General features: G+C 64.4%; 24 protein-coding genes. 11 read left to right on the forward strand and 13 right to left on the reverse strand.

Annotated features, from left to right (window positions below; all coding sequences use genetic code 11):
* Positions 1-21: 21 nt before the first annotated feature.
* On the reverse strand, positions 22-1008 hold the full coding sequence (locus QX126_RS27345) for a GGDEF domain-containing protein (protein WP_315740505.1): 987 nt from the start codon (positions 1006-1008) through the stop codon (positions 22-24).
* Positions 1009-1332: 324 nt separating this feature from the next.
* Between QX126_RS27345 and leuS the strand changes: the two genes are divergently transcribed.
* The 3 genes from leuS to holA are packed head-to-tail and all read left to right on the forward strand — an operon-like array spanning position 1333 to position 5542.
* Positions 1333-3957 (forward strand): leucine--tRNA ligase, encoded by a 2625-nt coding sequence (gene leuS, locus QX126_RS27350; RefSeq protein ID WP_315784989.1) that lies wholly within the window; start codon positions 1333-1335, stop codon positions 3955-3957.
* A complete protein-coding gene (lptE, locus tag QX126_RS27355) occupies positions 3944-4495 on the forward strand; it encodes an LPS assembly lipoprotein LptE (RefSeq protein WP_315740408.1) in 552 nt (183 codons plus the stop codon). The genes leuS and lptE overlap by 14 nt, the downstream gene beginning before the upstream one ends.
* Before the next feature lie 18 nt (positions 4496-4513).
* Positions 4514-5542, forward strand: a complete 1029-nt coding sequence (gene holA / locus QX126_RS27360; protein WP_315740409.1) for a DNA polymerase III subunit delta — start codon at positions 4514-4516, stop codon at positions 5540-5542.
* Between the two features lie 386 nt (positions 5543-5928).
* Here holA and QX126_RS27365 read toward each other — a convergent pair whose 3' ends face one another.
* The 7 genes from QX126_RS27365 to hemJ form a co-directional block, all read right to left on the reverse strand.
* Positions 5929-6825: a ParB/RepB/Spo0J family partition protein gene (locus QX126_RS27365; RefSeq protein ID WP_315740410.1), complete on the reverse strand. Its 897-nt coding sequence runs from the start codon at positions 6823-6825 to the stop codon at positions 5929-5931.
* A 153-nt stretch (positions 6826-6978) separates the two neighbouring features.
* Positions 6979-7830 carry a ParA family protein gene (locus QX126_RS27370; protein ID WP_315759087.1) on the reverse strand — a complete coding sequence of 284 codons (852 nt, stop codon included), beginning with the start codon at positions 7828-7830 and terminating at the stop codon, positions 6979-6981.
* Positions 7831-7864: 34 nt separating this feature from the next.
* Complete coding sequence (gene rsmG / locus QX126_RS27375; protein ID WP_315784992.1) at positions 7865-8533, reverse strand: 16S rRNA (guanine(527)-N(7))-methyltransferase RsmG; 669 nt, start codon at positions 8531-8533, stop codon at positions 7865-7867.
* 13 nt (positions 8534-8546) lie between these two features.
* The gene (mnmG, locus tag QX126_RS27380; RefSeq protein ID WP_315784996.1) at positions 8547-10424 is read right to left on the reverse strand and encodes a tRNA uridine-5-carboxymethylaminomethyl(34) synthesis enzyme MnmG; all 1878 of its coding nucleotides are present in this window, start codon (positions 10422-10424) and stop codon (positions 8547-8549) included.
* Between the two features lie 233 nt (positions 10425-10657).
* Positions 10658-11995: a tRNA uridine-5-carboxymethylaminomethyl(34) synthesis GTPase MnmE gene (gene mnmE, locus QX126_RS27385; RefSeq protein ID WP_315784998.1), complete on the reverse strand. Its 1338-nt coding sequence runs from the start codon at positions 11993-11995 to the stop codon at positions 10658-10660.
* Between the two features lie 179 nt (positions 11996-12174).
* On the reverse strand, positions 12175-13440 hold the full coding sequence (gene rho, locus QX126_RS27390) for a transcription termination factor Rho (protein WP_315740414.1): 1266 nt from the start codon (positions 13438-13440) through the stop codon (positions 12175-12177).
* A gap of 240 nt (positions 13441-13680) precedes the next feature.
* Positions 13681-14103 (reverse strand): protoporphyrinogen oxidase HemJ, encoded by a 423-nt coding sequence (gene hemJ / locus QX126_RS27395; protein WP_315740415.1) that lies wholly within the window; start codon positions 14101-14103, stop codon positions 13681-13683.
* 414 nt (positions 14104-14517) lie between these two features.
* On the opposite strand from hemJ, the gene QX126_RS27400 reads away from it, so the two are divergent.
* Genes QX126_RS27400 through dnaQ form a run of 4 tightly spaced genes read left to right on the forward strand, consistent with a single transcriptional unit; the run spans position 14518 to position 17356 of the window.
* Positions 14518-15357 carry a pyruvate, water dikinase regulatory protein gene (locus QX126_RS27400; RefSeq protein WP_315740416.1) on the forward strand — a complete coding sequence of 280 codons (840 nt, stop codon included), beginning with the start codon at positions 14518-14520 and terminating at the stop codon, positions 15355-15357.
* A gap of 11 nt (positions 15358-15368) precedes the next feature.
* On the forward strand, positions 15369-15977 hold the full coding sequence (locus QX126_RS27405) for a Maf family protein (RefSeq protein ID WP_315740417.1): 609 nt from the start codon (positions 15369-15371) through the stop codon (positions 15975-15977).
* Positions 15978-16015: 38 nt separating this feature from the next.
* Positions 16016-16615 (forward strand): dephospho-CoA kinase, encoded by a 600-nt coding sequence (gene coaE, locus QX126_RS27410; protein ID WP_315785001.1) that lies wholly within the window; start codon positions 16016-16018, stop codon positions 16613-16615.
* Positions 16616-16657: 42 nt separating this feature from the next.
* Positions 16658-17356 (forward strand): DNA polymerase III subunit epsilon, encoded by a 699-nt coding sequence (gene dnaQ, locus QX126_RS27415; protein WP_315740419.1) that lies wholly within the window; start codon positions 16658-16660, stop codon positions 17354-17356.
* A 58-nt stretch (positions 17357-17414) separates the two neighbouring features.
* Here dnaQ and secB read toward each other — a convergent pair whose 3' ends face one another.
* A complete protein-coding gene (gene secB, locus QX126_RS27420; protein WP_315740420.1) occupies positions 17415-17903 on the reverse strand; it encodes a protein-export chaperone SecB in 489 nt (162 codons plus the stop codon).
* Between the two features lie 385 nt (positions 17904-18288).
* Here secB and QX126_RS27425 point away from each other — a divergent pair, with 385 nt between their 5' ends.
* The 3 genes from QX126_RS27425 (at position 18289) to QX126_RS27435 (ending at position 21377) form a co-directional block, all read left to right on the forward strand.
* Entirely contained in the window at positions 18289-18990 is a 702-nt protein-coding gene (locus tag QX126_RS27425) for a Tim44/TimA family putative adaptor protein (protein ID WP_315740421.1), read from the forward strand.
* A 164-nt stretch (positions 18991-19154) separates the two neighbouring features.
* Positions 19155-20789: a murein transglycosylase A gene (locus QX126_RS27430; protein WP_315785004.1), complete on the forward strand. Its 1635-nt coding sequence runs from the start codon at positions 19155-19157 to the stop codon at positions 20787-20789.
* Positions 20790-20801: 12 nt separating this feature from the next.
* Complete coding sequence (locus QX126_RS27435; RefSeq protein WP_315785007.1) at positions 20802-21377, forward strand: Smr/MutS family protein; 576 nt, start codon at positions 20802-20804, stop codon at positions 21375-21377.
* 3 nt (positions 21378-21380) lie between these two features.
* On the opposite strand, the gene QX126_RS27440 is transcribed toward QX126_RS27435, so the two are convergent.
* The 4 genes from QX126_RS27440 to hslV form a co-directional block, all read right to left on the reverse strand.
* Positions 21381-22502 (reverse strand): hypothetical protein, encoded by a 1122-nt coding sequence (locus QX126_RS27440; protein ID WP_315785047.1) that lies wholly within the window; start codon positions 22500-22502, stop codon positions 21381-21383.
* A gap of 214 nt (positions 22503-22716) precedes the next feature.
* Positions 22717-24021: an ATP-dependent protease ATPase subunit HslU gene (hslU, locus tag QX126_RS27445; protein ID WP_315740425.1), complete on the reverse strand. Its 1305-nt coding sequence runs from the start codon at positions 24019-24021 to the stop codon at positions 22717-22719.
* Between the two features lie 51 nt (positions 24022-24072).
* On the reverse strand, positions 24073-24672 hold the full coding sequence (locus QX126_RS27450) for a DUF2585 domain-containing protein (RefSeq protein WP_315785010.1): 600 nt from the start codon (positions 24670-24672) through the stop codon (positions 24073-24075).
* A gap of 3 nt (positions 24673-24675) precedes the next feature.
* On the reverse strand, positions 24676-25236 hold the full coding sequence (hslV, locus tag QX126_RS27455) for an ATP-dependent protease subunit HslV (protein WP_315778162.1): 561 nt from the start codon (positions 25234-25236) through the stop codon (positions 24676-24678).
* A gap of 195 nt (positions 25237-25431) precedes the next feature.
* Here hslV and hisB point away from each other — a divergent pair, with 195 nt between their 5' ends.
* Positions 25432-26025, forward strand: coding sequence for an imidazoleglycerol-phosphate dehydratase HisB (hisB, locus tag QX126_RS27460; RefSeq protein ID WP_315785012.1), 594 nt, complete (start codon positions 25432-25434; stop codon positions 26023-26025).
* Position 26026 lies beyond the last annotated feature (1 nt).

A 26026-nucleotide genomic window follows, 5' to 3' on the forward strand; every position in this document is an offset into this window, starting at 1 on the left:
CGCTGCGGCCGCGGCCCGCAATCAGCCGACCGCGAGCTTGCGGTCGAGCTCGAGCTCGGTGACGACGCGGTTGCGACCGAGCTTCTTGGCGAGATACAGCGCGCGGTCGCAACGGTCGATGAGATCAGCCATCGATTCGCCGAACTGGAACTGGCCGACGCCGATCGACACCGTGATCTGCGGCAACACCTCGCCGGTCGAGCGACGCGTGAACTGACAGTCGGCGATGGTGCGTCGGATCCGCTCCGCGATGACAGTGCAACCTTCGAGGTCGGTCTGCGGCAGCACCGCGATCAGTTCCTCGCCGCCATAGCGCGCCGGAAGATCGTTGTCGCGGACGCGCTCGCGCAAGGCTTTGGCGACAAGGCGAAGCACCTGATCGCCGACGCCATGGCCGTAATTGTCGTTGAACTTCTTGAAGTGGTCGACGTCGATCAGGAGAATGCTGAGCGGCTCGTCGCGCTCCATCGCCTCGATCTGCGCGTGGCGGAAGAACTCTTCGAGCGCGCGGCGGTTCGGCAATCCGGTCAGCGTGTCGGTGCGCGCGCGCTGCTCGGACTTGTTGAGCGAGTCCCTGATGGTGTCGAGCTCGCGTGACTTTTCGGCAAAGCTCACTTCGAGTTTCGCAGCACGCGCGGTCGCCTGGGCGAGCTCGCTGACCAGGTTCTCGATCAGGATCTTCGGATCGACGCCCTGCTCGCTGCGTTCGGCAACGCCATCGATCGCCGCCATGTGCGTGCGGTTGTCGGCGATCGCGGCGGTCAGATAACTTTTGGCGGAGTCCATCACGCCATGCAACTGCTGCGAGACTTTGTGGACGACGGCCGCTTCCGTACCCTGCTGGCCGATGTAGGTGTCGAACAGCGCCTGGTTGGTGGTCTTGTCGAACTTGCGCTTGTTGCTGACCAGGATGTCGACGGCGCGCTTGAGGTCCGACGCCGAGCCCAGTGAGTACTTGAACCACAGATGGAAGTTGTTAGGCGTCGGTGGCACGCGCTGTTGAGCCATGGATTTCATGGCCTTTTCCGCGACCGTCGTCGCGTACTCGAAGTCAAGCTCGTCGAACGTAGCGCCGGACACGATGTGGAGTGACCCCAGATGCGGGCGGATGCCTGGATGTATGCACTCAGTCTCCCATTCAAGTCTTAACCGTGCCTCAATCGGACCTTCGACACTGCCGGCAGAGCCCGCAAAAAAACTCACGATTACCGTCGCTTAGCAGATGCCCAAAATGGTATCATCATCTGTCGCCCCATTGACCGGGCTGCCGCTTTTGTGGCCTAGTCCGCCGTCTTCAAACGACGCGAATCCTCGAAAATTATAAGCGATTCCATGACATCCGAACGCTACAACGCCCGTGAAGCCGAGCCGCGCTGGCAGCGCCAGTGGGACGAGAAGGCGATCTTCGCCACGAAGAACGACGATCCGCGCCCGAAATACTACGTACTCGAGATGTTTCCCTATCCGTCGGGACGCATCCATATCGGCCACGTCCGTAATTATACGCTCGGTGACGTGCTGGCCCGCTTCATGCGCGCCAAGGGTTTCAACGTCCTGCACCCGATGGGCTGGGATGCGTTCGGCCTGCCGGCGGAGAACGCCGCGATCGAGCGCAAGGTGGCGCCGAAGGCGTGGACCTACGACAACATCGCCGCGATGAAGAAGCAGCTGCGCTCGATCGGGCTGTCGCTCGACTGGGCGCGCGAGTTCGCGACCTGCGATCCGTCCTACTACAAGCACCAGCAGAAGATGTTCCTCGACTTCATGCAGGCGGGGCTGGTCGAGCGCGAGAAGCGCAAGGTGAACTGGGATCCGGTCGACATGACCGTGCTCGCCAACGAGCAGGTCATCGACGGTCGCGGCTGGCGCTCCGGTGCGGTGGTCGAACAGCGTGAGATGAACCAGTGGGTGTTCAAGATCACGAAGTACTCGCAGGAGCTGCTGGACGCGCTCGATGGTCTCGACCGCTGGCCCGACAAGGTGCGGCTGATGCAGCGCAACTGGATCGGCCGCTCGGAAGGCCTGCTGATCCGTTTTGCGCTGGATCCGGCGACGACGCCGGCCGGCGAGACCGAATTGAAGATCTTCACGACCCGGCCGGACACGCTGTTCGGCGCCAAGTTCATGGCGATCTCGGCCGACCACCCGCTGGCCCAGGCCGCGGCGGCGAAGAACCCGGAGCTCGCCGCGTTCATCGCCGAGATCAAGCGGATCGGCACCGCGCAGGAGGCGATCGACACTGCGGAGAAGCAGGGCTTCGACACCGGCATCCGCGCCGTGCACCCGTTCGATCCGAGCTGGACCTTGCCGGTCTATGTCGCCAATTTCGTGCTGATGGAGTACGGCACCGGCGCCATCTTCGGCTGCCCGGCGCATGACCAGCGCGACCTCGACTTCGTCAACAAATACGGCCTCGGCAATGTCCCGGTGGTCTGCCCCGAGGGCCAGGACCCAGCGAGCTTCGTCATCACCGACACCGCGTTCGACGGCGACGGCCGCCTGATCAATTCGCGCTTCCTCGACGGCATGACGATCGCGCAAGCCAAGGACGAGGTCGCCAGGCGGCTCGAGAGCGAGCCGCGCGGCGGCGCGCCGGTCGGCGAGCGCCAGGTCAATTTCCGCCTGCGCGACTGGGGCATCTCGCGCCAGCGCTATTGGGGCTGCCCGATCCCGGTGATCCACTGCCCCAAATGCGATGTCGTGCCGGTGCCGGCGCAGGACCTGCCGGTCGTGCTGCCTGATGACGTCACCTTCGACAAGCCCGGCAACGCACTCGACCACCATCCGAGCTGGAGGCACGTCACCTGCCCGACATGCGGGGCCAAGGCGACCCGCGAAACCGACACGATGGACACCTTCGTCGATTCGTCCTGGTACTTCGCGCGCTTCACCGATCCGTGGAACGAGACCTCGCCGACGACACCTGCGGTCGCCAACCGGATGATGCCGGTGGATCAGTATATCGGCGGCGTCGAGCACGCGATCCTGCATCTGCTCTACAGCCGATTCTTCACCCGCGCGATGAAGGCCACCGGCCACGTCGCCATGGACGAGCCGTTCGCCGGCATGTTCACGCAGGGCATGGTGGTCCACGAGACCTACCAGAAGGCCGATGGCACCTACGTCAATCCCGCCGAGGTCAAGATCGAGGTCGGCGGCAACGGCCGCCGCGCGGTGCTGGCCGCCACCGGCGAGGACATCACGATCGGCCCGATCGAGAAGATGTCGAAGTCGAAGAAGAACACCGTCGATCCCGACGACATCATCGAGAGCTACGGCGCCGACGTCGCGCGCTGGTTCATGCTGTCGGACTCACCGCCGGATCGCGACGTGATCTGGAGCGACGAACGGGTGCAGGGCGCGGCCCGCTTCGTCCAGCGGCTGTGGCGGCTGGTCAACGAATCGGTCGCAGCAGGCCAGGAGGCCGCCTCCTCCCGTCCCTCCGACTTCGGCGCAGACGCGCTGGCGCTGCGCAAGGCCGCGCATGGCGCTCTCGACAAGGTGACCGGCGGCATCGAGCGGCTGCATTTCAACGTCTGCCTGGCGCACATCCGCGAATTCGCCAACGCGCTGGCCGAGGTGCTGGGCCGGCCGGCGACTCCGGCGCCGGACCTGGCCTGGGCGATTCGCGAGGCCGCTGGCATCCTGGTGCAGCTGATCTCGCCGATGATGCCGCATCTGGCCGAGGAATGCTGGCAGGTGCTGGGCCAGACTGGCCTGATCTCGGAGGCCTCCTGGCCGCAAATCGAACGCGATTTGCTGGTTGAGGACAGCATGACCCTGGTCGTCCAGGTCAACGGCAAGAAGCGCGGAGAAGTCACAGTCGCCAGCAACGCGCAGAATCCGGAAATTGAGTCTGCCGTTTTGGCCCTCGATGCAGTAAAACTAGCGCTGGACGGCAAGGCCGTTCGCAAGGTGATCATTGTTCCCAAGAGGATCGTGAATGTCGTCGGCTAGGTTTCGGATCGCTGCACGCCTCGTTGCCGTGGCCGCCTTGGCCGGGCTGACGGCCGGCTGCTTCCAGCCGATGTACGCGGAGCACGCCGACGGCACCCCTGCCCTGCGCGACAAGCTGATGGGCATCGAGCTGCCGCCGGTCGACAAGCCGAACGCCTCCCCCGAGGCGCGCATTGGCGTCGGTATCCGCAACGCGCTCGCATTCAAGCTCTACGGCACCGCGACCGGCACGGCCCCGACCCACAAGCTGGTGCTGCGGTTGCAGACCAGCCGGTCCTCGCTGATCGTCTCGCAGACGACCGGTCTGCCGACGACCGAGAATGTCGGCGTCGACGTGCAGTACAATCTGGTCGAGCTGGCGACCAACAAGTCGGTCATGACCGGTACGACCTTCGCGCGTACCTCTTATGACATCCCCGGCTCATACCAGCGCTTCGCCCGCCAGCGCGCCTTCCGTGATGCCGAGGATCGCGCCTCCGAGGAAGTCGCCGAGAAGATCAAGACGCGGCTCGCAGCCTATTTCACCGCCGGCACCTGACGCTCGGCTGACATCGCCGTGGTCGCGCTGCGCGGACGAGACATCGATGCCTTCCTGGCCAAACCGGACGCCGCCCGGCCGCTGATCCTGTTGTACGGCCCGGATACGGGCCTGGTCCGTGAGCGCGCCGAGGCCCTTATCGCGTCGGCCGTCGACAACCCCGATGATCCCTTCTCCGTGGTCAGGCTCGACGGTGACGAGCTCTCCGCGGAACCGTCGCGCCTCGTCGACGAAGCCATGACCGTGCCGCTGTTCGGCGGCCGGCGGGCCATCCGGGTGCGCGCCGGCTCGCGCAATTTCGCCAGCGGCGTCGAGACGCTCAGCGAGATGAATGTACGGGACTGCCGCATCGTCATCGAGGCCGGCGACATCCGCCCCGATTCGCCACTGCGCAAGATTTGCGAGAAGGCCAAAACGGCGGTCGCGATCGGCTGCTACCCGGACACCGAGCGCGATCTCGCCAAGCTGATCGACGACGAATTGCGCATCGCCGCCCTGCGCATCGCGCCCGACGCTCGCGCCTCGCTGATGGCCCTGCTGGGCGGCGACCGCCAGGCCTCGCGCAACGAGCTGCGCAAGCTGACCTTGTTCGCTCATGGCGAGGGCGAGGTGACGCTCGACCATGTGATGGCGGTGGTCGCCGACGCCTCGGAGATGAAGCTCGACCCGATCGTCGACGGCGCCTTCGGCGGCAAGCCCGAAATGGTCGAGACCGAGTTCGGCAAGGCCATGATCGCCGGCACCTATCCCGGTGTCATCATCTCCGCTGCGCAGCGACATGCGGCATGGCTGCACAAGTCGGCCCTTGCCGTCGCATCCGGCACGCCCGTGTCGGCCATTCTCGAAGGCGGTTTTCCGCGGCTGCATTTCTCACGAAAGCCGAGCGCCGAGACGGCGCTGCGTAATTTCTCTCCGGCGCGGCTGCTGCCGATCATCGACCAGCTCGCCACCGCCGCCCTCGACATGCGCAAGCAGCCGGGCCTCGCCGCAGCCATCGCGCAGCGAACGCTGCTGTCGATCGCGGTGAACGCGCGGCGCAAGGGATGAGTGGGCCCGAGGCCTTGCTCCAATCTCCGACGTCATTCCGGGGCGACGCGCGCCAGCGCGGCGAGCCCGGAATCCATCGGGCCAAGCGATCTGCCGAGAGATGGATTCCGGGTTCGTGCTGCGCACTCCCCGGAATGACGGAGGAGAGTTTCGAGATCACCAGAGGCAACCGTGACCAGGAAGCACTGGTCGTACCCGTCGCCTAATGAGTAACTCGTCGTGCCCGGGCTTGACCCGGGCAGCCATCCTCTTGGAGCGAGTACCCCTAAAAGATGGATGGCCGGGTCAAGCCCGGCCATGACGATGTGGTGAGGACGTCACAACAAAGCTGACGGGAGTTCGTAGGAAGTATCTCGACAACGGAACAGCAATTACGACCTAACGGCCTAACCCTGCTCCAGCCGCCGCATCACCTCGTCGAGCTGCTCGAGGCTGCGGTAGGTGATCTGCACCGTACCGCCGGGGTCGCGGTGGCTGATCGACACCGAAAGGCCGAGTGCATCGCCGACGCGCTTCTCCAGCGCGATGGTGTCGGCGTCCTTCTTCTCCGCCGGCGCACTGCCCCCAGAGCTGCGTGGCTTCTGCGGCTTGCGTTCCGGCACGCCCTCCTCGTGCGCGAGCGCCTCGGTCTGGCGGACGTTCAATCCTTCCGCGATGATCTTCTTCGCCGCCGACATCGGATCCGGCAGGTTGATCAGCGCACGCGCATGACCGGCCGAGATCTGTCCCGTCGCGATGAAGCCCTGCACCTCGGCCGGCAGTTTGGTCAGCCGCATCATGTTGGCGACGTGGCTGCGGCTCTTGCCGACGATCTTGGCGATGTCTTCCTGGTTGCGTTTGAACTCGTTGGCGAGCGCGTGATAGCCCTGCGCCTCCTCCATCGGATTGAGATCCTCGCGCTGCACGTTCTCGATGATCGCGAGCTCCAGCGCATCGCTGTCGCTGACATCGACCGGAACGATCGGCACCTCGTGCAGGCCGGCGGCCTGCGAGGCGCGCCAGCGCCGCTCGCCGGCGATGATCTCGTAGCGGTCGTGCTGGCCCTTCACCGGACGCACCACGATCGGCTGGATCACGCCATGCTGCTTGATCGAGGCCGAGAGCTCGGCGAGCTCGCCGTCGGAAAACGTCTTGCGCGGATTGCGCGGGTTGGGCTTCAGAAACTCGATGGGCACCTTGCGCTGGTTGCGCGGCCGCTCCGGCGGCGCCCCCGCCTCGCGCCCGACGTCACCGATCAGACTTGCGAGACCCCGGCCCAATCGCGATCGCGACTCGTCGGCCATCGCCTTCTCCTTTGGATTCACGTCACGCTCCGCTTGCGTCTGCTGCCGATCGGTCCCGTCGGCACAATGAACGAGGGAGCGGATTCATTTCGAAACCCGCCGTCGTCCTCGAATGAGATCCGGGCGACGAGGTCCCCCGGAGCAGAGGCAAAGTCAGTTCGTGCGCAGGTCACGCTCGCGCTGAATGACTTCGGTCGCGAGCTTGAGATAGGCCTCGCTGCCGACGCACTTCAAGTCGTAGACCAGCACCGGCTTGCCGTAGGACGGCGCTTCCGAGATGCGCACGTTGCGCGGGATCATCGTGTTGTAGACCTTCGATCCCATGAACTGGCGGACGTCGGCGACGACCTGGTTCGACAGGTTGTTGCGCGAGTCGAACATCGTCAGCACGATGCCGTGGATCGAGAGGTTCGGGTTCAGGGTCGAGCGCACCTGCTCCACGGTCTGCAGCAGCTGCGACAGACCTTCGAGCGCGAAGAACTCGCACTGCAGCGGCACCAGGATCGCGTCGGACGCGGCCATTGCATTGACCGTCAGCAGGTTCAGCGACGGCGGACAATCGACCAGCACGTAGGTGTAGTCGTTCTCCGGCGAGACGTTGTTGTTGAGGCCGGCGATCGCATCGCGCAGACGGAAGGCGCGGTTGGCGGTGGAACCGAGCTCGAGCTCGAGACCCGACAAGTCCATCGTCGAGGAGGCGATGTGCAGCCGCGGCACGGCCGTCGCAACGATGGCGTCGCGCAGCGAGGCCTCGCCGATCAGCACGTCATAGGTCGAGCAGTTACGGCTGCCGCGGTCGATGCCGAGCCCGGTCGAGGCGTTGCCCTGCGGATCGAGGTCGACGATCAGCACCCGCTCGCCGATCGCTGCCAGCGCCGTGCCGAGGTTGATCGCGGTCGTGGTCTTGCCGACCCCGCCCTTCTGATTGGCGAGCGCCAGGATGCGCGGATGCCCCTCCGGGTGCGGGGCTCTATCTTCTTGATAAATCTGATCAATTACGGCCATGCGCGATCGCCATTGGTTGTCGTCTTGACGGAATTCAGCTCTGTCGCTCGATGCAATCGATTGCGACGATCCAGCCCTGCCCGCCCGTCCGGCTGGAGTGAAGTTTCGACTCAATTTTCCAATACTTAGTAGATTCGGTCAATTCCGCTTCTACATCTTGACCCTTGAGAAACAGCGCTTTCGCGCCTTTTTTCACCAAGGGCTCCGCAAAGCCGATGAGCTGATGTAGTGGAGCCAGCGCGCGTGCGGTCACGCAATCGACTCGCCCGCTCCACTTCTCCACGATATCCCCGATCTCTGACAAATGCACGATCCCCGGAGCGCCGGTGACGCGAATTGCTTCGCGCAGGAACGCTGCCTTCTTGGCGTTGCGCTCGACCAGGTGAATCTGTGCACCCGGCCGATCGGCCAAAGCGCAAGCAAGCACGACGCCGGGAAAGCCGCCGCCGCTGCCCAGATCAATCCAGATCCTGGCGTCGGGCGCGAGGTCGAGAAGCTGCAACGAGTCGGCGATGTGGCGCGTCCAGAGATGGGGCAAGGTCGACGGCGCGACCAGATTGGTCTTCGCCTGCCACTCCAGCAGCAGCGCAATGTAGCGATCGAGGCGCTGCTCCGTTTCACGTGAAACGGGAGTCAGCACGAGCGCCGCGGCCTTGTCCGCTCCGATGCCGTCGGGCACCACGGATGTCGACGATCGTTTCACGTGAAACGCCCCCTCAGCCCGTCGCCTTGTTGCGCCGTGCCTCACGGCGGAGATAGGCAGCCAGAATTCCGAGCGCAGCTGGCGTCATGCCATCGATCCGGCCGGCCTGCCCGATCGTCCATGGCCGGGCCGTTGTCAGCTTCGCCCGCGCCTCGTTAGAAAGCCCTGGCACAAGCGCATAGTCGACGTCGCCGAGCATCAGTCCCTCGTCGCGCCTGAAGGCATCGACGTCCTCGCTCTGGCGGCGGACATAGACATCATATTTGGCGTCGATCTCCAGATGGACGGCGATGGCCGGATCGATCGAGCCAAGCTCGGGCCAGATCGCTCTGATGTCGGAGAAGCTGATCTCCGGATAGGCCATCAGCTCGAAGGCCGAGCGGCGCTGGCCATCCTTGTTGAGCGTGAGGCCATGCTTCGCCGCCTCGTTGGGCGTGATCGTCAGCGACCTCGCCATCGAACGGGCAGCCTCCAACGCATCCATCTTGGTTCGATGGAAACGCGCGCGATCGCCACCGACGCAGCCGAGCGCAATGCCCTTGTCGGTGAGACGCTGATCGGCGTTGTCCGCCCGCAGCGTGAGACGATACTCGGCGCGCGAGGTGAACATGCGGTAGGGCTCGGTGATCCCGCGCGTCACGAGGTCATCAATCATCACGCCGAGATAGCCGTCGGCACGATCGAACACGATCGACTCGCCGCCGCCCGCCGCGAGCGCCGCATTGAGCCCGGCTACCAGACCCTGGGCGGCAGCCTCTTCGTAGCCGGTCGTGCCGTTGATCTGACCCGCCAGGAACAGGCCCCTCATCCGCTTGGTCTGGAGCGTTGGCTCCAGCTCGCGTGGATCGACGTGGTCGTACTCGATCGCATAGCCCGGTCGGATCATCCGGACGCGCTCGAGGCCCGGGATGGTCGGCAGCAGCGCGAGCTGGACCTCCTCGGGCAACGAGGTCGAGATACCGTTCGGGTAGACGGTGGTGTCGTCGAGCCCTTCCGGCTCCAGGAAGATCTGGTGACCGTCGCGATCACCGAAGCGTACGATCTTGTCCTCAACCGACGGACAGTAGCGCGGCCCGGTCGACTTGATCTGGCCGGAGTACATCGGCGAGCGATGGACGTTGGCGCGGATCACCTCATGGGTCGCGATCGTCGTTCGGGTAATCCCGCACTGGATCTGCGGGGTGGTGATCCTGTCGGTCAGGACGGAGAACGGCTCCGGCGGATCGTCGCCGGGCTGCATCTCGACCGCTGTCCAGTCGATCGTCGATCCATCCAGACGCGGCGGCGTGCCGGTCTTGAGGCGGCTAAGCCGAAATCCGATGGCTTCGAGCGACCGGGACAGCCCCAGCGCCGGCGCTTCGCCGACCCGGCCGGCCGGCCAGGTTCTCTCACCCAGGTGGATCAGACCACGCAGGAACGTGCCGGTCGTGATGACGACAGCGCCACAGATGAAGGTCCGACCATCAGCCAGCCGCAACCCCGCTACACGCCCGCCGGCAACGATCAGTTCGTCCGCCTCGCCTTCAATGACGGCGAGGTTCGCGGTCTCCCGGATCGCCGACTGCATCGCTGCAGCGTAGAGCTTGCGGTCGGCCTGGGCGCGTGGACCTCGAACGGCCGGCCCCTTCCGACGATTCAGAACCCGAAACTGGATACCGCCGGCATCGGCGACGCGACCCATCAGCCCATCGAGAGCATCAACCTCGCGAACCAGATGTCCCTTCCCCAGCCCACCTATGGCCGGATTGCAGGACATGGCGCCGATGGTCGCGAACTGATGCGTGATCAGGGCGGTTCGGGCACCCATGCGCGCCGCGCCCGCCGCAGCTTCACAGCCAGCGTGGCCGCCACCGATGACGATGACGTCGTAGGATGTCAGATGCTCGCTCATGAGGCTTATCTAGCGCGTGCGGACAACGCTCGGAAGACGTTTCACGTGAAACATTCGCCACCGTCGGGCAGGGAGATGTTTCACGTGAAACAGCATCGGTGCCATCTGGGACTTGTTTCACGTGAAACGTCCAACGAGGGCTCTACCCCTGTTTCACGTGAAACGATTGACGATCAGTTAACCAAGCAACATTTCATTAAGCATATCTGCGTCCGGCGAGGCTCTTGACGCTGCTACTTTCCGATACAGAACTCGCGGAAGATCACGTCCAGCACATCCTCGACATCGACCCGCCCCAACAGACGCCCAAGCGCCTGGGCGGCGATCCGCAGCTCCTCCGCGGCAAGCTCCTCACCGAGATCAACAGCCGTAACGCTCCGACGAAGCGCCGCCACGGTCTCATTGAGCAGGGCTCGTTGCCGCTCCCGGGTGATCAGGCCGTTCTCGGTCGATCCGAAGAAGTCACGGGCAAAGCCTATCAGAGCCTCCAACAGGCCGGCCACCCCTGCTCCGGTTCTGGCCGAGATCGCAAAGACCGGAGCATCGCCCTGCACCATCGCAGTGGCTGTCTCCTGCGGTCTCGGCAGATCGATCTTGTTCCGGACCAGCCAGACAGGCACCCCGCTTCGACGCTCTGCCTCCGGCTGACTATCCTCGGACAGCCACAGCACAAGATCGGCCTGCGCAGCCCGATCCCGGGCTCGGCGCACCCCCTCCTGCTCCACGGGGTCGTCCGTCTCCCGGATCCCCGCGGTATCGATCACCGTGACGGGATAGCCCTGGAGATCGAGCTGGATCTCGATGACGTCGCGCGTGGTGCCGGCATGAGGCGAGACGATCGCCACCTCACGCCGGGCGAGCTGGTTCATCAATGTCGACTTGCCGGCGTTTGGAGGTCCGGCGATGACGACAGTCAGGCCGTCGCGTAGTCGCTCGGCCCGGCCCTGCGCCGACAACACGGTCTCGATCTCTGCCAGGAGCTGCTCACTCCGCGATAGCGCCGGCGCCATCAGCTCGGTTGGCACGTCGCCTTCATCGGCAAAATCGATCCCGGCCTCGATCAGCGCCGTAGCTTCGATGATCTGCTCACGCCAGCCCCGCGCCTTGTCACCAAGCAGGCCCTTGAGCTGGCGCAACGCCTGGCGCCGCTGCCGATCCGTGTCGGCATGAATGAGATCGTCGAGGCCTTCGGCTTCGGTCAGATCGATCTTGCCATTCTCGAACGCGCGCCGCGTGAACTCGCCCGGCTCGGCAGGGCGCATCTGCGGCATCGCCGACAGGACCGAGAACACCGCCACGATGACGGCGCGGCTGCCATGGACATGCAACTCGGCAACATCCTCGCCGGTGGCGCTGGCTGGGCCGGGAAACCACAGCACGACGGCATCGTCGATTGGTTCGCCATTGCCATCCCGCAGCAAGGCGCGCGTCGCCATCCTCGGCAGCGGCAGTTTCCCCGCAAGCATCTGAAGGGCGATGCCGGCGTGAGGCCCGGAGAGTCTGACGATCGCAATCGCACTCGGCAGGCGTCCGGAGGACAGCGCGAAGATGGTCTGGTCGTGAGGATGCATGATCCTCAGTTGGGCTCACCGGCAGCGAAAGACAATCGGTTTGCAGCGGCATGCTTTACGCCGACGAACCATGGCGGGCGGATAAGCATCGAGGACTTCTCGCCCGGCGCAGCGACAAACAAGTCAAACAAAAAGGGCGCTCCAAAGAGCGCCCTTTCCAAATCAAGACCGTGGGCCGATCAGGTGTTCATGGATTCGAAGAACTCGGCATTGCTCTTGGTGCTGCGGAGCTTGTCGAGCAGGAAGTCGATCGCGTCCATCGTGCCCATCGGATTGAGGATGCGGCGGAGCACGTACATCTTCTTGAGGTTCTGCGGCTCGGTGATGAGCTCTTCCTTGCGGGTGCCGGAGCGGGCGATGTCGATCGCCGGGAAGGTCCGCTTGTCCGCGACCTTGCGGTCGAGGATGAGCTCGGAGTTGCCGGTGCCCTTGAATTCCTCGAAGATGACCTCGTCCATGCGGCTACCGGTGTCGACCAGCGCGGTCGCGATGATGGTCAGCGAGCCGCCTTCCTCGATGTTGCGGGCGGCGCCGAAGAAGCGCTTCGGCCGCTGCAACGCGTTGGCGTCGACACCGCCGGTCAGCACCTTGCCGGAGGACGGCACGACCGTGTTGTAGGCGCGGCCGAGGCGGGTGATCGAGTCCAGCAGAATGACGACGTCGCGGCCGTGCTCGACCAGGCGCTTGGCCTTCTCGATCACCATCTCCGCGACCTGGACGTGACGCGCCGCCGGCTCGTCGAAGGTCGAGGACACGACCTCGCCCTTCACCGAGCGCTGCATGTCCGTGACTTCTTCCGGACGCTCGTCGATCAGCAGCACGATCAGGTAGCACTCGGGATGATTGGCCGTGATCGAGTGCGCGATGTTCTGCATCAGCACCGTCTTGCCGGTGCGCGGCGGCGCGACGATCAGCGCGCGCTGCCCCTTGCCGATTGGCGCGACGATGTCGATCACGCGTGGCGACAGATCCTTGCGGGTCGGATCCTCGAGCTCGAGCCGGAAGCGCTCGTCCGGAAACAGCGGCGTGAGATTGTCGAAATTGACCTTGTGCTTGGACTTCTCGGGATCCTCGAAGTTCAGCGTGTTGACCTTGAGCAGCGCGAAATAACGCTCGCCCTCTTTCGGGCTGCGGATGTGGCCCTCGATGGTGTCACCGGTGCGCAGCCCGAAGCGGCGGATCTGCGAGGGCGAGACGTAGATGTCATCGGGACCCGGCAGGTAGTTGGCATCGGGCGAGCGGAGGAAGCCGAAGCCATCGGAGAGCACCTCGACGACGCCCTCGCCGATGATGTCGATTTCCTGGATCGCAAGCTGTTTGAGGATGGCGAACATCAGCTCCTGCTTGCGCATCGTGCTGGCGTTCTCGACCCCGTTTTCCTCCGCGAAGGAGACGAGCTCGGCCGGCGTCTTTGACTTGAGGTCCTGTAGTTTGATTTCCCGCATTGGGGTGGTCCTGTGGAAGCGACTTGGGAGGGATGCGAGGTGGCTGTGGGAAGGCGGACGAAAATGAGGTCCGCAGGTCTGAGCAAGGTTGGCGCCGATGAGGCACCAGACCTGATGCGGCGGCCGGTCAAGCCGGAACGCAACCACATCCGCCTGCGTGGGGTGGGATATCTACAATATAGAAAATCGCGCCGGCGTCTGCAAGGCGTCTGCAGCGCAGCGGTATTCCGAGGGAAACGGTCAGAACGGCTTGACGATCACGAGAATCACGATGCCTATCATCAGTACCGTTGGTACCTCATTGATGTAGCGGTAGAATTTCTGGCTGCGGGTGTTCTTGTCGGCGCCGAATTCCCTGACCCAGCGGGTGAACAGTCCGTGGACTCCGGACATGATCAGCACCAGCAGAAATTTGGCATGAAACCACCCGCTGGTATACCAGTGGCCGGCCCAGACCAGATAGAGCCCGGCAAGCCACGTCACGGTCATCGCCGGATTGATGATCGCCTTGAGCAGGCGCCGCTCCATGACCTTGAACGTCTCGGACTGCTTCGAGCCGATCTCGGCGTCGCAATGATAGACGAACAGCCGCGGCAGATACAGCATGCCGGCCATCCACGCGATGACGGCGATGACGTGCAGGGCCTTGATCCACTCATACATCGGAGACGCGTGATCCTCTCGGCTGGTGATCAGCTTGCGTGCCGAGACATATCCGCTCGCTCAGTCCCCTCCAAACCAAATAATTTTAGAATCTTAAGGTTTGAGTCTAGGTAGCGGTGGATTGGACTCATGCAATGTCATCCGCAGTGTGCCCGCAGCTTGTTCACATCCCTCAACATGTGAGCTGCACGCGCCGGATCGCCGCAGAGTTCAATGTGATTCAAACGCTTGCCGAAATCCTTCGACAGCTTATCCAGAGACAAACCGACCTCGTCCCGATATCATCGCGCTGCTGCCTGGCGCCGTCCCGGACGGCGACCATGTGCAGAACTATCGGGGTTATACAAAGGGAGCGGTCCGAGGCCGCTTTTTGGTCCCATCCTTCACAGGGATTCACAGATCGTTAAGGATTTGATGCCCACCACCGGCAATTACTTTCACCTGCATCTGGTTTCCGATTCGACGGGCGAAACCTTGATCACGGTCGCGCGAGCGGTCGCCGCGCAGTACACCAACGTGACCCCCGTCGAGCACGTGTACCCGCTGGTTCGCAGCCAGAAGCAGCTCGACCGTGTGCTCGACGAGATCGAGGAAGCCCCCGGCATCGTGCTGTTCACCCTGCTCGAGAAGGACCTGGTCAGCCGGCTCGAAGGCAAGTGCCAGCAGATCAACATCCCGAGCCTGTCGATCATCGGTCCGGTGATGCAGCTGTTTGAGGCCTATCTCGGCGCATCGACCGCCGGCCGCGTCGGTGCGCAGCATGTGCTCAATGCCGAATATTTCGCCCGCATCGATGCGCTGAACTACACGATGCTCCACGATGACGGGCAGATGGTCGACGGCCTCGAAGACGCCGAAGTGGTGCTGGTGGGCGTCAGCCGGACGTCGAAGACTCCGACCTCGATCTATCTCGCCAACCGCGGCGTGCGCACCGCCAACGTGCCGCTGGTCCCGGGCATTCCGATCCCGCATCAGCTCGAGACATTGAAGAAGCCGCTGGTCGTCAGCCTGCATGCGACCCCGGAGCGGCTGATCCAGGTGCGGCAGAATCGCCTGCTCAGCATGGGTGCGGAATCCGGCAATGAGAATTATGTCGACAAGCAGTCGGTGACGGACGAGGTCGCCTATGCACGCAAGCTGAGTGCGAAGTTCAACTGGGTCATGCTCGACGTGACGCGGCGCTCGATCGAGGAGACGGCGGCCGCGATCCTGAAACTCTATACCGACCGGCAGCGGCAGCGGCTTCCGGACTAGTGAGCGGATCAATGTCCATCTGGTGCAGTGACGAGCCTCTCATTCTGGCATCGCAAAGCCGCGCGCGGCGGATGCTGCTCGCGAACGCAGGCCTCGCGTGCGAGGCCCTTCCGGCCGATATCGACGAACGCGCGGTGCAGGCCGAAGCCGGCCTGGTGGCGCCCTACGAGATCGCGTTACACCTTGCCAACGCAAAGGCCGCTGCGGTCTCGGCAAGCAGGCCCAATTCATATGTGGTGGGCGCGGATCAGACGCTCGCATTGGGTGAGCGCATGTTCAACAAGCCAGCCGGCCGCCAGCATGCCATGCAGCAACTGTTGGCGCTGGGCGGGCGCACCCATGCGCTGCACTCGGCCATTGCCGTGGTCCGCAACGGTGAGGTGCTGTTCTCGCACGTCGCAATTGCCTGGATGACGATGCGCGCCCTCACCGAAACCGAGATCGCGGCCTATCTCGATGTCGCCGGCGAAGCCGTCACATCCAGCGTCGGCGCCTATCAGCTGGAAGGGCTCGGTGTGCACCTGTTCGACCGGATCGACGGCGATCACTTCACCATACTCGGCCTGCCGCTGTTGCCGCTGCTCGCCTATTTTCGCGAAGCGAAGCTGCTCAGGATCTGATGCCGACCGCAGCCACGCGTAAGGGGGAGTGACCGCGGATGAGAGTGCTGGGTCTGACCGGCTCGATGGGCATGGGCAAGTCGACGACCGCAAAGCTGTTCGCCGAAGCCGGTGTACCGGTCTACGACGCCGACGCGACCGTTCATAAGGTCTATGAGGGCGAAGCCGCGCCGGCGATCGAAGCCGAATTTCCTGGGACGACGGTGGACGGCAAGGTGGATCGGGCCAGGCTCTCCGCCAAGGTCGTCGGCGATCCCGCCGCGATCCGCCGGCTCGAAGCGATCGTGCATCCGATGCTGCGCTCCTACCACCAGAAGTTTCTCGATGACGCCGAGCAGTCCGGCGTGCCGGTTGCGGTCGTCGATGTCCCCTTGCTGTTCGAGACCGGCGGCGACAAGCGCGTCGATGCCGTGGTGGTGGTGTCGACGTCGCCCGAGATCCAGCGCCAACGCATCCTGGCGCGCGGCACGATGACGGAAGAAGCGCTCGATGCGCTGCTCGCACGGCAGATGCCGGATGCCGAGAAGCGCAAGCGCGCCGATTTCGTCGTGGATACCTCGCACGGGCTCGATCTGGTGCGGGCACGCATCCGCGACATCCTGGCGGAGGTCGTTAGAATGCCGCAGCGCCGGGGCTGATTCGCGAACGCCGGCGGCGCGGAATTCGACGGATCAGATCAGATGCGTGAGATCGTTCTCGACACCGAAACCACCGGCCTCGACGCCCTGCGCGGCGACCGCCTGGTCGAGATCGGCTGTGTCGAGATCATCAACCGCATGCCCACCGGCCAAGTCTACCACCGCTACATCAATCCCGAACGCGACATGCCGGCGGAGGCGTTCGCGGTTCACGGACTGTCGAGCGAGTTCCTGGCGGACAAGCCGCTGTTTCACGAGATCGTGGAGGAGTTCCTGGAATTCATCGGCGATGCCCCGCTGGTGATCCACAACGCCTCGTTCGACATCGGCTTCATCAATGCCGAGCTCGACCGGATCAAGCGCGCGGCCATTCCCAGGGATCGTCTGGTCGATACGCTGCTGCTCGCACGTCGCAAGCATCCTGGCGTGTCGAACCGCCTCGACGACCTCTGCTCACGCTATGCGATCGACAACTCACGCCGCACCAAGCACGGCGCGTTGCTCGACGCCGAACTGCTGGCGGAGGTCTATGTCGATCTCGTCGGGGCGCGGCAGTCGCAGCTGATCCTGACCCAGGACAGCCAGGAGATCCGCATCGGGGGGGCCGGCGATACGCCGCGCCGTCAGCGCGAGCAGCCGCTTCTGCCACGGGTCACGGATGCGGAGCGAGAGGCGCATCGCGCCTTCATCGCCACCCTCGGCGACAAGCCGATCTGGATGGAGTTTCTCGCCGGCACGTGATCCGCCGGATCGGCAGCGGATCACGCCCTGCAAACATCAATCGTAAAGCTGAACCAGATCAGCTCGACAGCACCTGGCCGCCCTGGGCCGCTGCCTGGCGCTCCATGTTCTGGCGGTACAGGCCAACGAAATCGACCGGGTCCAGCATCAGCGGCGGGAAGCCGCCGTCGCGCACCGAGTTGGCGACGATCTCGCGGGCGAACGGGAACAAGAGGCGCGGGCATTCGATCAGCAGCATCGGCGACAGGTTTTCGCGCGGAATGTTGACCAGCCGGAACACGCCGCCATAGACCAGCTCGAAGCTGAACATCACCTGGCTGCCGCTCTCGGCCTTGCCCTCGATCGTCAGCGTCACCTCGTATTCCGTGTCATTCAGCGCGTTGGCGCCGACATTGATCTGGATATTGATCTGCGGCGGCTGGCCCTGCGGTGCCAGGGACTGCGGAGCGTTCGGATTCTCGAACGAGAGATCCTTGATGTATTGGGCCAGCACGTTCAGTTGAGGAGGAGCAGCCGCCTCGGGAGTGGCGCCGTTACCGTTGGTCATCGCAGTGTTCTCCAGGCAAAAAGGGCGGGTCGTTGCGGCGCGTGGCTACCATAGGGCCGGCTTGTTCCACAAGGACGAGCCACGGACGCCGCAAAAGGCCGAGGCAAAGGATTGATCCGGCCGGCATGCCTCTATTTGTCGCATCGACCCCCGGACGGAACCAGCGACCGGCCTACCCCGTTCCAATCAGGGGGCGATCGGATTTCCCCTTGAGAGGGAAAAGGGTTAGGATCGCTACGCCACAATGTGCCATTGGCCGGGCCCAATTCGATGACTACATCCGGGTCGACCGAGGGATTCACGGGTCTTTACCTGGATCCTGTAGAACGGGTGTCCGGTGGCCGGGCTCCGCGTTCGGCTCGACAGGTCAGAAAGCGAACACGACGTGGACATTTATACCATCATCTTCCTGGCGTTGGCGGTCTTCATCTTCGTGCGCCTGCGCGCCGTGCTCGGGCAGCGCACCGGAAGCGAGCGGACGCCGTTCGATCACGCCGCCAGAAACGCGGTCCAGGGTGCGCCGGACAACCACGTTATGCCGGTTCCCAACAAGCCCGTCGACCCCTCGGCTTCGGTCCCCGGCGGCGAGATGCCGGCGGCGGGCGATCGCTGGCGCGGCTTGGCCGAGCCGGGCACGCCGCTCGCGCGCGGCCTCGACGCGATCGTCGCCGACGACTCCTCGTTTGACCCGCGCCATTTCCTGACCGGTGCGCGCAGCGCCTACGAGATGATCGTGCTGGCGTTTGCCAATGGCGATCGCCGCGCGTTGCGCGACCTGCTGTCGTCCGAGGTCTATGAGAGCTTCGACGCCGTTATCAAGGAGCGTGAGAAGCAGGAGCAGAAGACCGAAACCCGCTTCGTCTCCATCGATACCGCCGAGCTGGTCGGTGCCGAGCTGCGCGACCGCACCGCGCAGGTCACGGTGCGCTTCGTCTCGCAGATGATCTCGGTGACACGCGACAAGATGGGCAACATCGTCGACGGCAATCCGGACAAGGTGGCCGACATCACCGACATCTGGACCTTCGCCCGCGACACCGGCTCGCGCGATCCGAACTGGAAGCTGGTCGGCACTGGCAGCCATTGATGGAATAGGTTGCCGCCGCCGGCGTTACGTTGGAGGGCACCGCTCTCGGTGTCGGCCGGCTGCGTCAGGAGGACGACGAGGCGCATTCTTGAATTGTGACGTCGATTTTTTAGAATCCCGTTTTCTCCGAATTTCGCGTTGAGTGGTACTTTGATGGTGCAAGCATGGTTCGCGAAATTTGGAAGCGGGGTTTCACCGCTCATCGCGTGAAGTACTGGACATCGGCGCTCGCCTTGAGCGTCGTTGCCGTGGCGCTCGCCCCTTACGCGGCCGAGGCGGTGCGCTCGCGCCACCGGACCCCGGCGGCATCGGTGCGCCACCTGCCCTACCCCCAGCTCGACTGGCCGCTCGAAATCAACAACAGCCAGTACCTGCCATTGGCCTGGAACGACGTGCCCGGCTGGAACGACGATGATCAGCTCGCGGCGTACCGGACGTTCCGCGCCAGTTGCAGGCCGATCGCCGCCAAGACGGATGTCACGCCGGACGCCAAGGCGCTAGGCGATTCCCTGCGTGATCCTTGCCGCGACGCCCGGGCCGCCGATCTCGCCGACAATGCCGCGGCAAGGGCGTTCTTCGAACGGCACTTCGAGCCGCTGAAGATCTCCAAGCTCGGCGATGCCGACGGCTTCGTCACCGGCTACTACGAACCCGTGATCGACGGCTCGCGGACCCAGAACGAGGTCTACAACGTTCCGGTCTATCGCCGCCCCTCCAATCTGTTCGTTCGCGGCTTCAAGCAGGACGCGACGAGTCTGCCCAACAAGGGTCCCGTCTACCGGAAGATCGGACGGCGCAAGCTGGTCCCCTATTACGACCGCGCGGAGATCGAGGACGGCGCCATCGAGGGCCGCGGCCTGGAGATCGCGTGGCTGAGGAACCAGACGGACCTGCTGTTTGCCCAGATCCAGGGATCCGCGCGCATCAGTCTCGACGATGGCTCGACCGTCCGCATCAACTACGATGCCTATAATGGCCATCCCTATACGCCGGTCGGTCGTGTCCTGATCGAGCGCGGCATCATTCCGCGCGAGCAGATGTCGATGCAGCGCATCCGCGACTGGATGGAGCAGAACCCGGAAGGTGCCAACGAACTGCGGCGGACCAACCGCTCCTACATCTTCTTCCGCGAGGTGCAACTGTCGGAGAAGGACGAGGCCGTCGGCGCCCAGGGCATCCCGCTGACTCCGGGCCGCTCGATCGCGGTCGACAAGTCGCTGCACGTCTATGGCACGCCGTTCTTCATCACCGGCGAGTTGCCGATCGAATCCGAGAAGTCGAAGACGGCTTTCCACCGGCTGATGATTGCCCAGGATACGGGCTCGGCGATCGTCGGACCTGCGCGCGCCGATCTCTACTTCGGCGCGGGACAGGACGCCGGCAAAGTCTCCGGCCGCCTCAAGCACAGCATCCAGTTCGTGATGCTGGTGCCGAAGAGCCTCGATCCGGTCGCGCGTGGCCGCAAGATGCCGCTGCCGGATGCGCGTCCGTCGGAGAAGATCGCCAAGCTGTTTCCGCAAGCGCTGCCGAAGCAGGCAGCGAAGGAGGCTGCCAAAGATCAAGCGAAGGAGCAGGACCAGGCCAAGACGGCGGCGGCGCCCTCCGCGGCCAAGGATTCAAAGGCCGCTGCTCCCGTCGCGGCTACCTCCGCGATCGCCGTCGCAAAACCCGCGACCACGGTGGCGCAGAACGTGGTGGCCCCACAGCCAGTGCCCCTGCCCGAGGCCCGACCGCGACTCGAAAGTGATCGCAATATCCGCCGATTGCGTTATGGCAGACGCCACCGCAACCGCCGATGACAAGCCGTTTCCATGTCGCATGATCCCGAGCCGCCGCGCGGCCGTCGCAAGCGCGGCCTTTCCGAGGACGAGCGCACGCTGTGGGAAACGGTCGCGCGCCAGGTCAAGCCGCTGCGCAAGACACAGCGCCCGGTGCGGCTGCATCCGCCGATGACGACGTCCGAACCGCAGCCGGACAAACCCGCGATGACGCAGCGGCCGGTCGCGCCGGTTGCCGCGCCGAAACCCGTCCGGCCAGCGATTCCGCCGCTGGTTTCGCTCGGCCGGAAGGAGCGTTCGAAACTGTCGCGCGGCCGCAATGAGATCGATGCGCGGCTCGATCTGCACGGCATGACCCAGAGCCGGGCGCACCAAGTGCTGCATCATTTCCTGCATCGCGCGCAGCATGATGGGCTGACCTTCGTGCTCGTCATCACCGGCAAGGGCACCATCGGCGCGGACCCTGAACGCGGCGTGCTCCGGCGCCAAGTGCCACATTGGCTGAGCCTGCCGGAATTCCGCTCGCTGATCGTCGGCTTCGAGGAGGCCCACGTCGGACATGGCGGCGCCGGCGCGCTCTACGTCCGTATCAGGCGCCCAAGAGGCTGAGGCTCAGAACGGCCGGATGATGCCGACGCGCGGTACGGCGGTGACGATCCAGCCCAGGATCGTGGTCCTGCGATCGTCGGGATCAATCGGTGCAATCGGCTTGGTCGCGGGAAGCGTCTTCACCGCGTGCAGCATCATCACCATGCAAACGACCCAGCTCGAGATCCAGCGCGAATAGTCGAACACCATCGCGAACATCACGACGTAGGCGAGGCTGATGAAGATCAGCGCGGCGATGACGATCTGGCGATGGCGCCGCTCTTCCAATGCGCCGACAAGATCTCTGTAGTAGCTCCATAGCGGTGCATGCAGCCAGAGCAGCAGCGCATATACGGGCACGCCGAGCAGATTGGACGGCATGCGCGCCCAGGTGTCCTGCACTTCCTTGGACAGCGGCTGGTACCAGACATAGGCGAACTGAAGCAGCTCGGTGCGCGATGGATCGGCCATTCGTGTCTGCAAGTAACTTACGAAATCGGCTTCGGGCAGCGGCATGGTTCCGAGGAATTGCGCGGCCAGGAACAGGATGCCGAGGCCCAGCAGCGCGCTTGCGCCCACGGCAAGATCGAGCCGGGCGATGGGGCGGGCCAGATAGTAGCGCAGCACGACGATGGCGACGATGGTGGGCACATACATCAGCAGATGGATGTGATGGATCAGCACCAGCACCGCCGAGATGAGCGTGGCGAGCAGGACGTAGCCGAGTGAGCTCGCCGGGACCAGCAACAGGACGATGACGCCGAGACAGCCATAGATGTCGAAATGACCGAGCGTGAACAGGAAGTTCTTGAAGACGAACGGCGAGCCCGCCGTGAAGACGAACAGCGGCAGCCGCGCGCGATCAAGACCAAAGGTGCGTCGGAACAGCTGCAGGTACAGAGCGAGCGTGATCAGCCAGACGCTGCCGCCGATTGCGAACACCAGCCACACCGGCACCTTCGCCGTGAACAGTCCGACGATGGCACCGACCAGCGCGCGCTTGATGAAGCCGTGGTGATAGTCGACCAGCAGGTGGATGTAGGGGATGTAGGGCGGCAGCGTGATCTTGTGCAGGAGCACGCCGAGCATCACGGCGGCGTTGACGGCGAGCATCGCCTGCCAATGTTTGTTGTAGGCGCCGGTCATGCCATGACCGAGCGATGGCCGGCGGGGAGACTGTCGCCACGACATCCAACATTGTCCCGGCTTTGAGCCGGGACCCATAGCCACCGCTGTACACGCTGAGGCAGGGCTGGAGCCGCCATCGAGAGTCACAATTGGCTTTGGTGGTTATGGATCCCCGCTTTCGCGGGGACGACGGCGGAATTTGTAGCTCGGCCTCGACCCATACGGGTAGCCGCTACAAAATGAACCGGCTGAGATCAGTGTTCTTGGCGAGATCGCCAATGTGCTGCTGCACGAAGGCGGCGTCGACCCGCATGGTCTCGCCGCTGCGGTCGGAGGCCGTGAAGGAGATGTCGTCGAGGACGCGCTCCATCACGGTCTGCAGCCGACGCGCGCCGATGTTCTCGACCGTGGAGTTGACCGCGACCGCGATGTCGGCGAGCGCGTCGATCGCATCGTCGGTGATGTCGAGCGTCACGCCCTCGGTCTTCATCAGCGCGACATATTGCTTGATCAGCGACGCCTCCGGCTCGGTCAGGATGCGGCGCATGTCGTCGCGCGTCAGCGCCTGCAGCTCGACGCGGATCGGCAGCCGGCCCTGCAACTCCGGCAAGAGGTCCGATGGCTTGGCGATGTGGAACGCGCCCGACGCGATGAACAGGATGTGATCGGTCTTCACAGCGCCATGCTTGGTCGAGACCGTGGTGCCCTCGATCAGCGGCAGCAGGTCGCGCTGCACGCCCTCGCGGGAGACGTCGCCGCCTGCGCGGTTCTCGCGCACGCAGATCTTGTCGATCTCGTCGAGGAACACGATGCCGTTGTTCTCGACCACGCTGATCGCCTCCTGCACCAGCTGGTCGCTGTCGAGCAGCTTGTCGGACTCTTCCGCGATCAGGATGTCGTGCGAGGCTTCGACCGTGACGCGCCGCGTCTTGGTGCGGCCGCCGAGCTTGCCGAAGATGTCGCCGATGGAGATCGCGCCCATCTGCGCCCCCGGCATGCCCGGGATCTCGAACATCGGAAGGCCACCGCCGGACGACTGCGTCTCGATCTCGATCTCCTTGTCGTTCAGCTCGCCGGCGCGCAGCTTGCGGCGGAACGAGTCGCGGGTGGCGGCGCTGGAGCTGGCGCCGACCAGCGCATCGAGCACGCGCTCCTCGGCGGCAAGCTGGGCCCGGGCGGCGACGTCCTTGCGCTTGCGCTCGCGCACCTGGACGATCGCGACCTCGACGAGATCGCGGATGATCTGCTCGACGTCACGGCCGACATAGCCGACCTCGGTGAACTTGGTCGCCTCGACCTTCAGGAACGGCGCGCCCGCGAGCTTGGCCAGCCGCCGCGCGATCTCGGTCTTGCCGACGCCGGTCGGCCCGATCATCAGGATGTTCTTCGGCAGCACCTCCTCGCGCAGGCCTGCATCGAGCTGCAACCGGCGCCAGCGGTTGCGCAACGCAATGGACACCGCCCGCTTGGCGTCGGCCTGGCCGACGATGTAGCGGTCGAGTTCGGAGACGATTTCGCGGGGTGAAAAGTCTGTCATGAGGCTCTAGCTAGGGTCGGACGGGGATGAGGGCAAGCCGGATTTCCGCCGTCACAGGAGCGGCGGTCCGGCCTGCCACTGCCGGATCGCCTCGGTTGGATAGATCAGCATCAAGATGTTCAGGGTCAGGTTGTCACGGATGTGCAGGCCCACCCCGATCTCGAGCGCGACTGCAATCACGACGGTCAGCCAGACCGGCAGCACCCGCGCCAGCAGGAAGCCGGTCATCATCGCCAGCGTATCGCCGACGGAGTTCACGATGCTGTCGCCGAAATAGTCCAGCGAGATCGTGGCGGCACGATAGCGCTCGATGATGAAGCTGGAGTTCTCGACCAGCTCCCAGGCGCCCTCGATCAGCATCGCCAGGATCAGCCGCCCCTGCCAGGGCAGCCGCGGCACCACCAGCATGGTCAGCGCATAGAACAAGAAGCCGTGAATGATGTGGGAGAACGTGTACCAGTCGGTGAGATGCTGGGAGTTCTCCGAGCTCTGCACCACGCCATGCCACAGCTTGACGGTGCCGCAGGCGCAGATCGGCAGCCGGCCCATCGCGAACAACAGTGCGGCCTGCAGCGAAAGCAGACAGAGCACCGGGATGAGCCAGGGTCCGGACGACTGCCGGGACGGGGCGCCGATCTCGTCCGCGGTCATGGTCTACTCGGCCGACAATGCTTCGATGGTGATGTTGCGGTTGGTGTAGACGCAGATGTCGGCGGCGATGTCGAGCGAGCGGCGGACGATGCTCTCGGCGTCCTTGTCGGTGTCGATCAGCGCACGCGCAGCCGCAAGCGCATAGTTGCCGCCGGAGCCGATCGCCATCACGCCGGACTCCGGTTCCAGGACGTCGCCCGTCCCGGTCAGCACCAGCGAGACCTCCTTGTCGGCCACGATCATCATGGCTTCGAGCCGCCGCAGATAGCGGTCGGTGCGCCAGTCCTTGGCGAGTTCGACCGCCGCCCGGGTCAGCTGCCCCGGATACTGCTCCAGCTTGCTCTCCAACCGCTCGAACAGGGTGAAGGCGTCGGCGGTGGCCCCGGCGAAGCCGCCGATAACGTCGCCCTTGCCGAGCTTGCGCACCTTCTTGGCATTGGACTTGATCACGGTCTGGCCGATCGAGACCTGGCCGTCGCCACCGATCACCACCCTGCCCCCCTTGCGGACGGTCAGAATCGTGGTGCCGTGCCAGACGGTGGGCTCGTTCGAGGATGCGTGCATGGGGGATCCCTGGTTGATGCCCTGATTTAGGCGCTCAGGCGTCGGGATACAATTACCGGGTCCCTGCCCTGCCCGACCCGGTCTTGAAATCCGCTCACCATGGCCCGAGATCAGGCGTACGGGGCGCTATCCCGCAGTAGCTAAGCCGACATCCGCCTGATAAAAGGGCCGCGTTTTCAAGGGAAAGCTGACCCCATGCGTAGCGCGGCCATCAAGCGCAAGACCAAAGAGACCGACATCGAGGTGTCCGTGAACCTCGACGGGACCGGCGTCGTGAACATCGCGACCGGTATCGGCTTCTTCGATCACATGCTGGATCTGCTTGCCCGGCATTCCCGCATCGACATGACGGTCAAGGCGGTCGGCGACCTGCATATCGACTTTCACCACACCACCGAGGATGTCGGCATCGCGCTCGGCCAAGCGGTGCGGCAGGCGCTCGGCGACATGGCCGGCATCACCCGCTACGCCTCGATCCACATGCCGATGGACGAGACCTTGACGCGCGTCGTGATCGACGTGTCGGGCCGGCCGATGCTGGTGTTCCGCACGACCTTCGCGCGCGACAAGATCGGCGAGTTCGACACCGAGCTGGTGCGCGAGTGGTTCAATGCGTTTGCCATGAACGCCGGCATCACCTTGCATGTCGAGACGCTGTACGGCGAGAACGCCCATCATATCGCCGAATCCTGCTTCAAGGGTCTGGCGCGGGCGCTGCGGACAGCGCTTTCGATCGATCCGCGCAATCAGGGCGAAGTGCCATCCACCAAGGGTCAGCTCGGCGGCTGAC

The organism is Bradyrhizobium sp. SZCCHNPS1003 (assembly GCF_032381555.1).
In the GTDB taxonomy this organism is placed as follows: Bacteria; Pseudomonadota; Alphaproteobacteria; order Rhizobiales; family Xanthobacteraceae; genus Bradyrhizobium.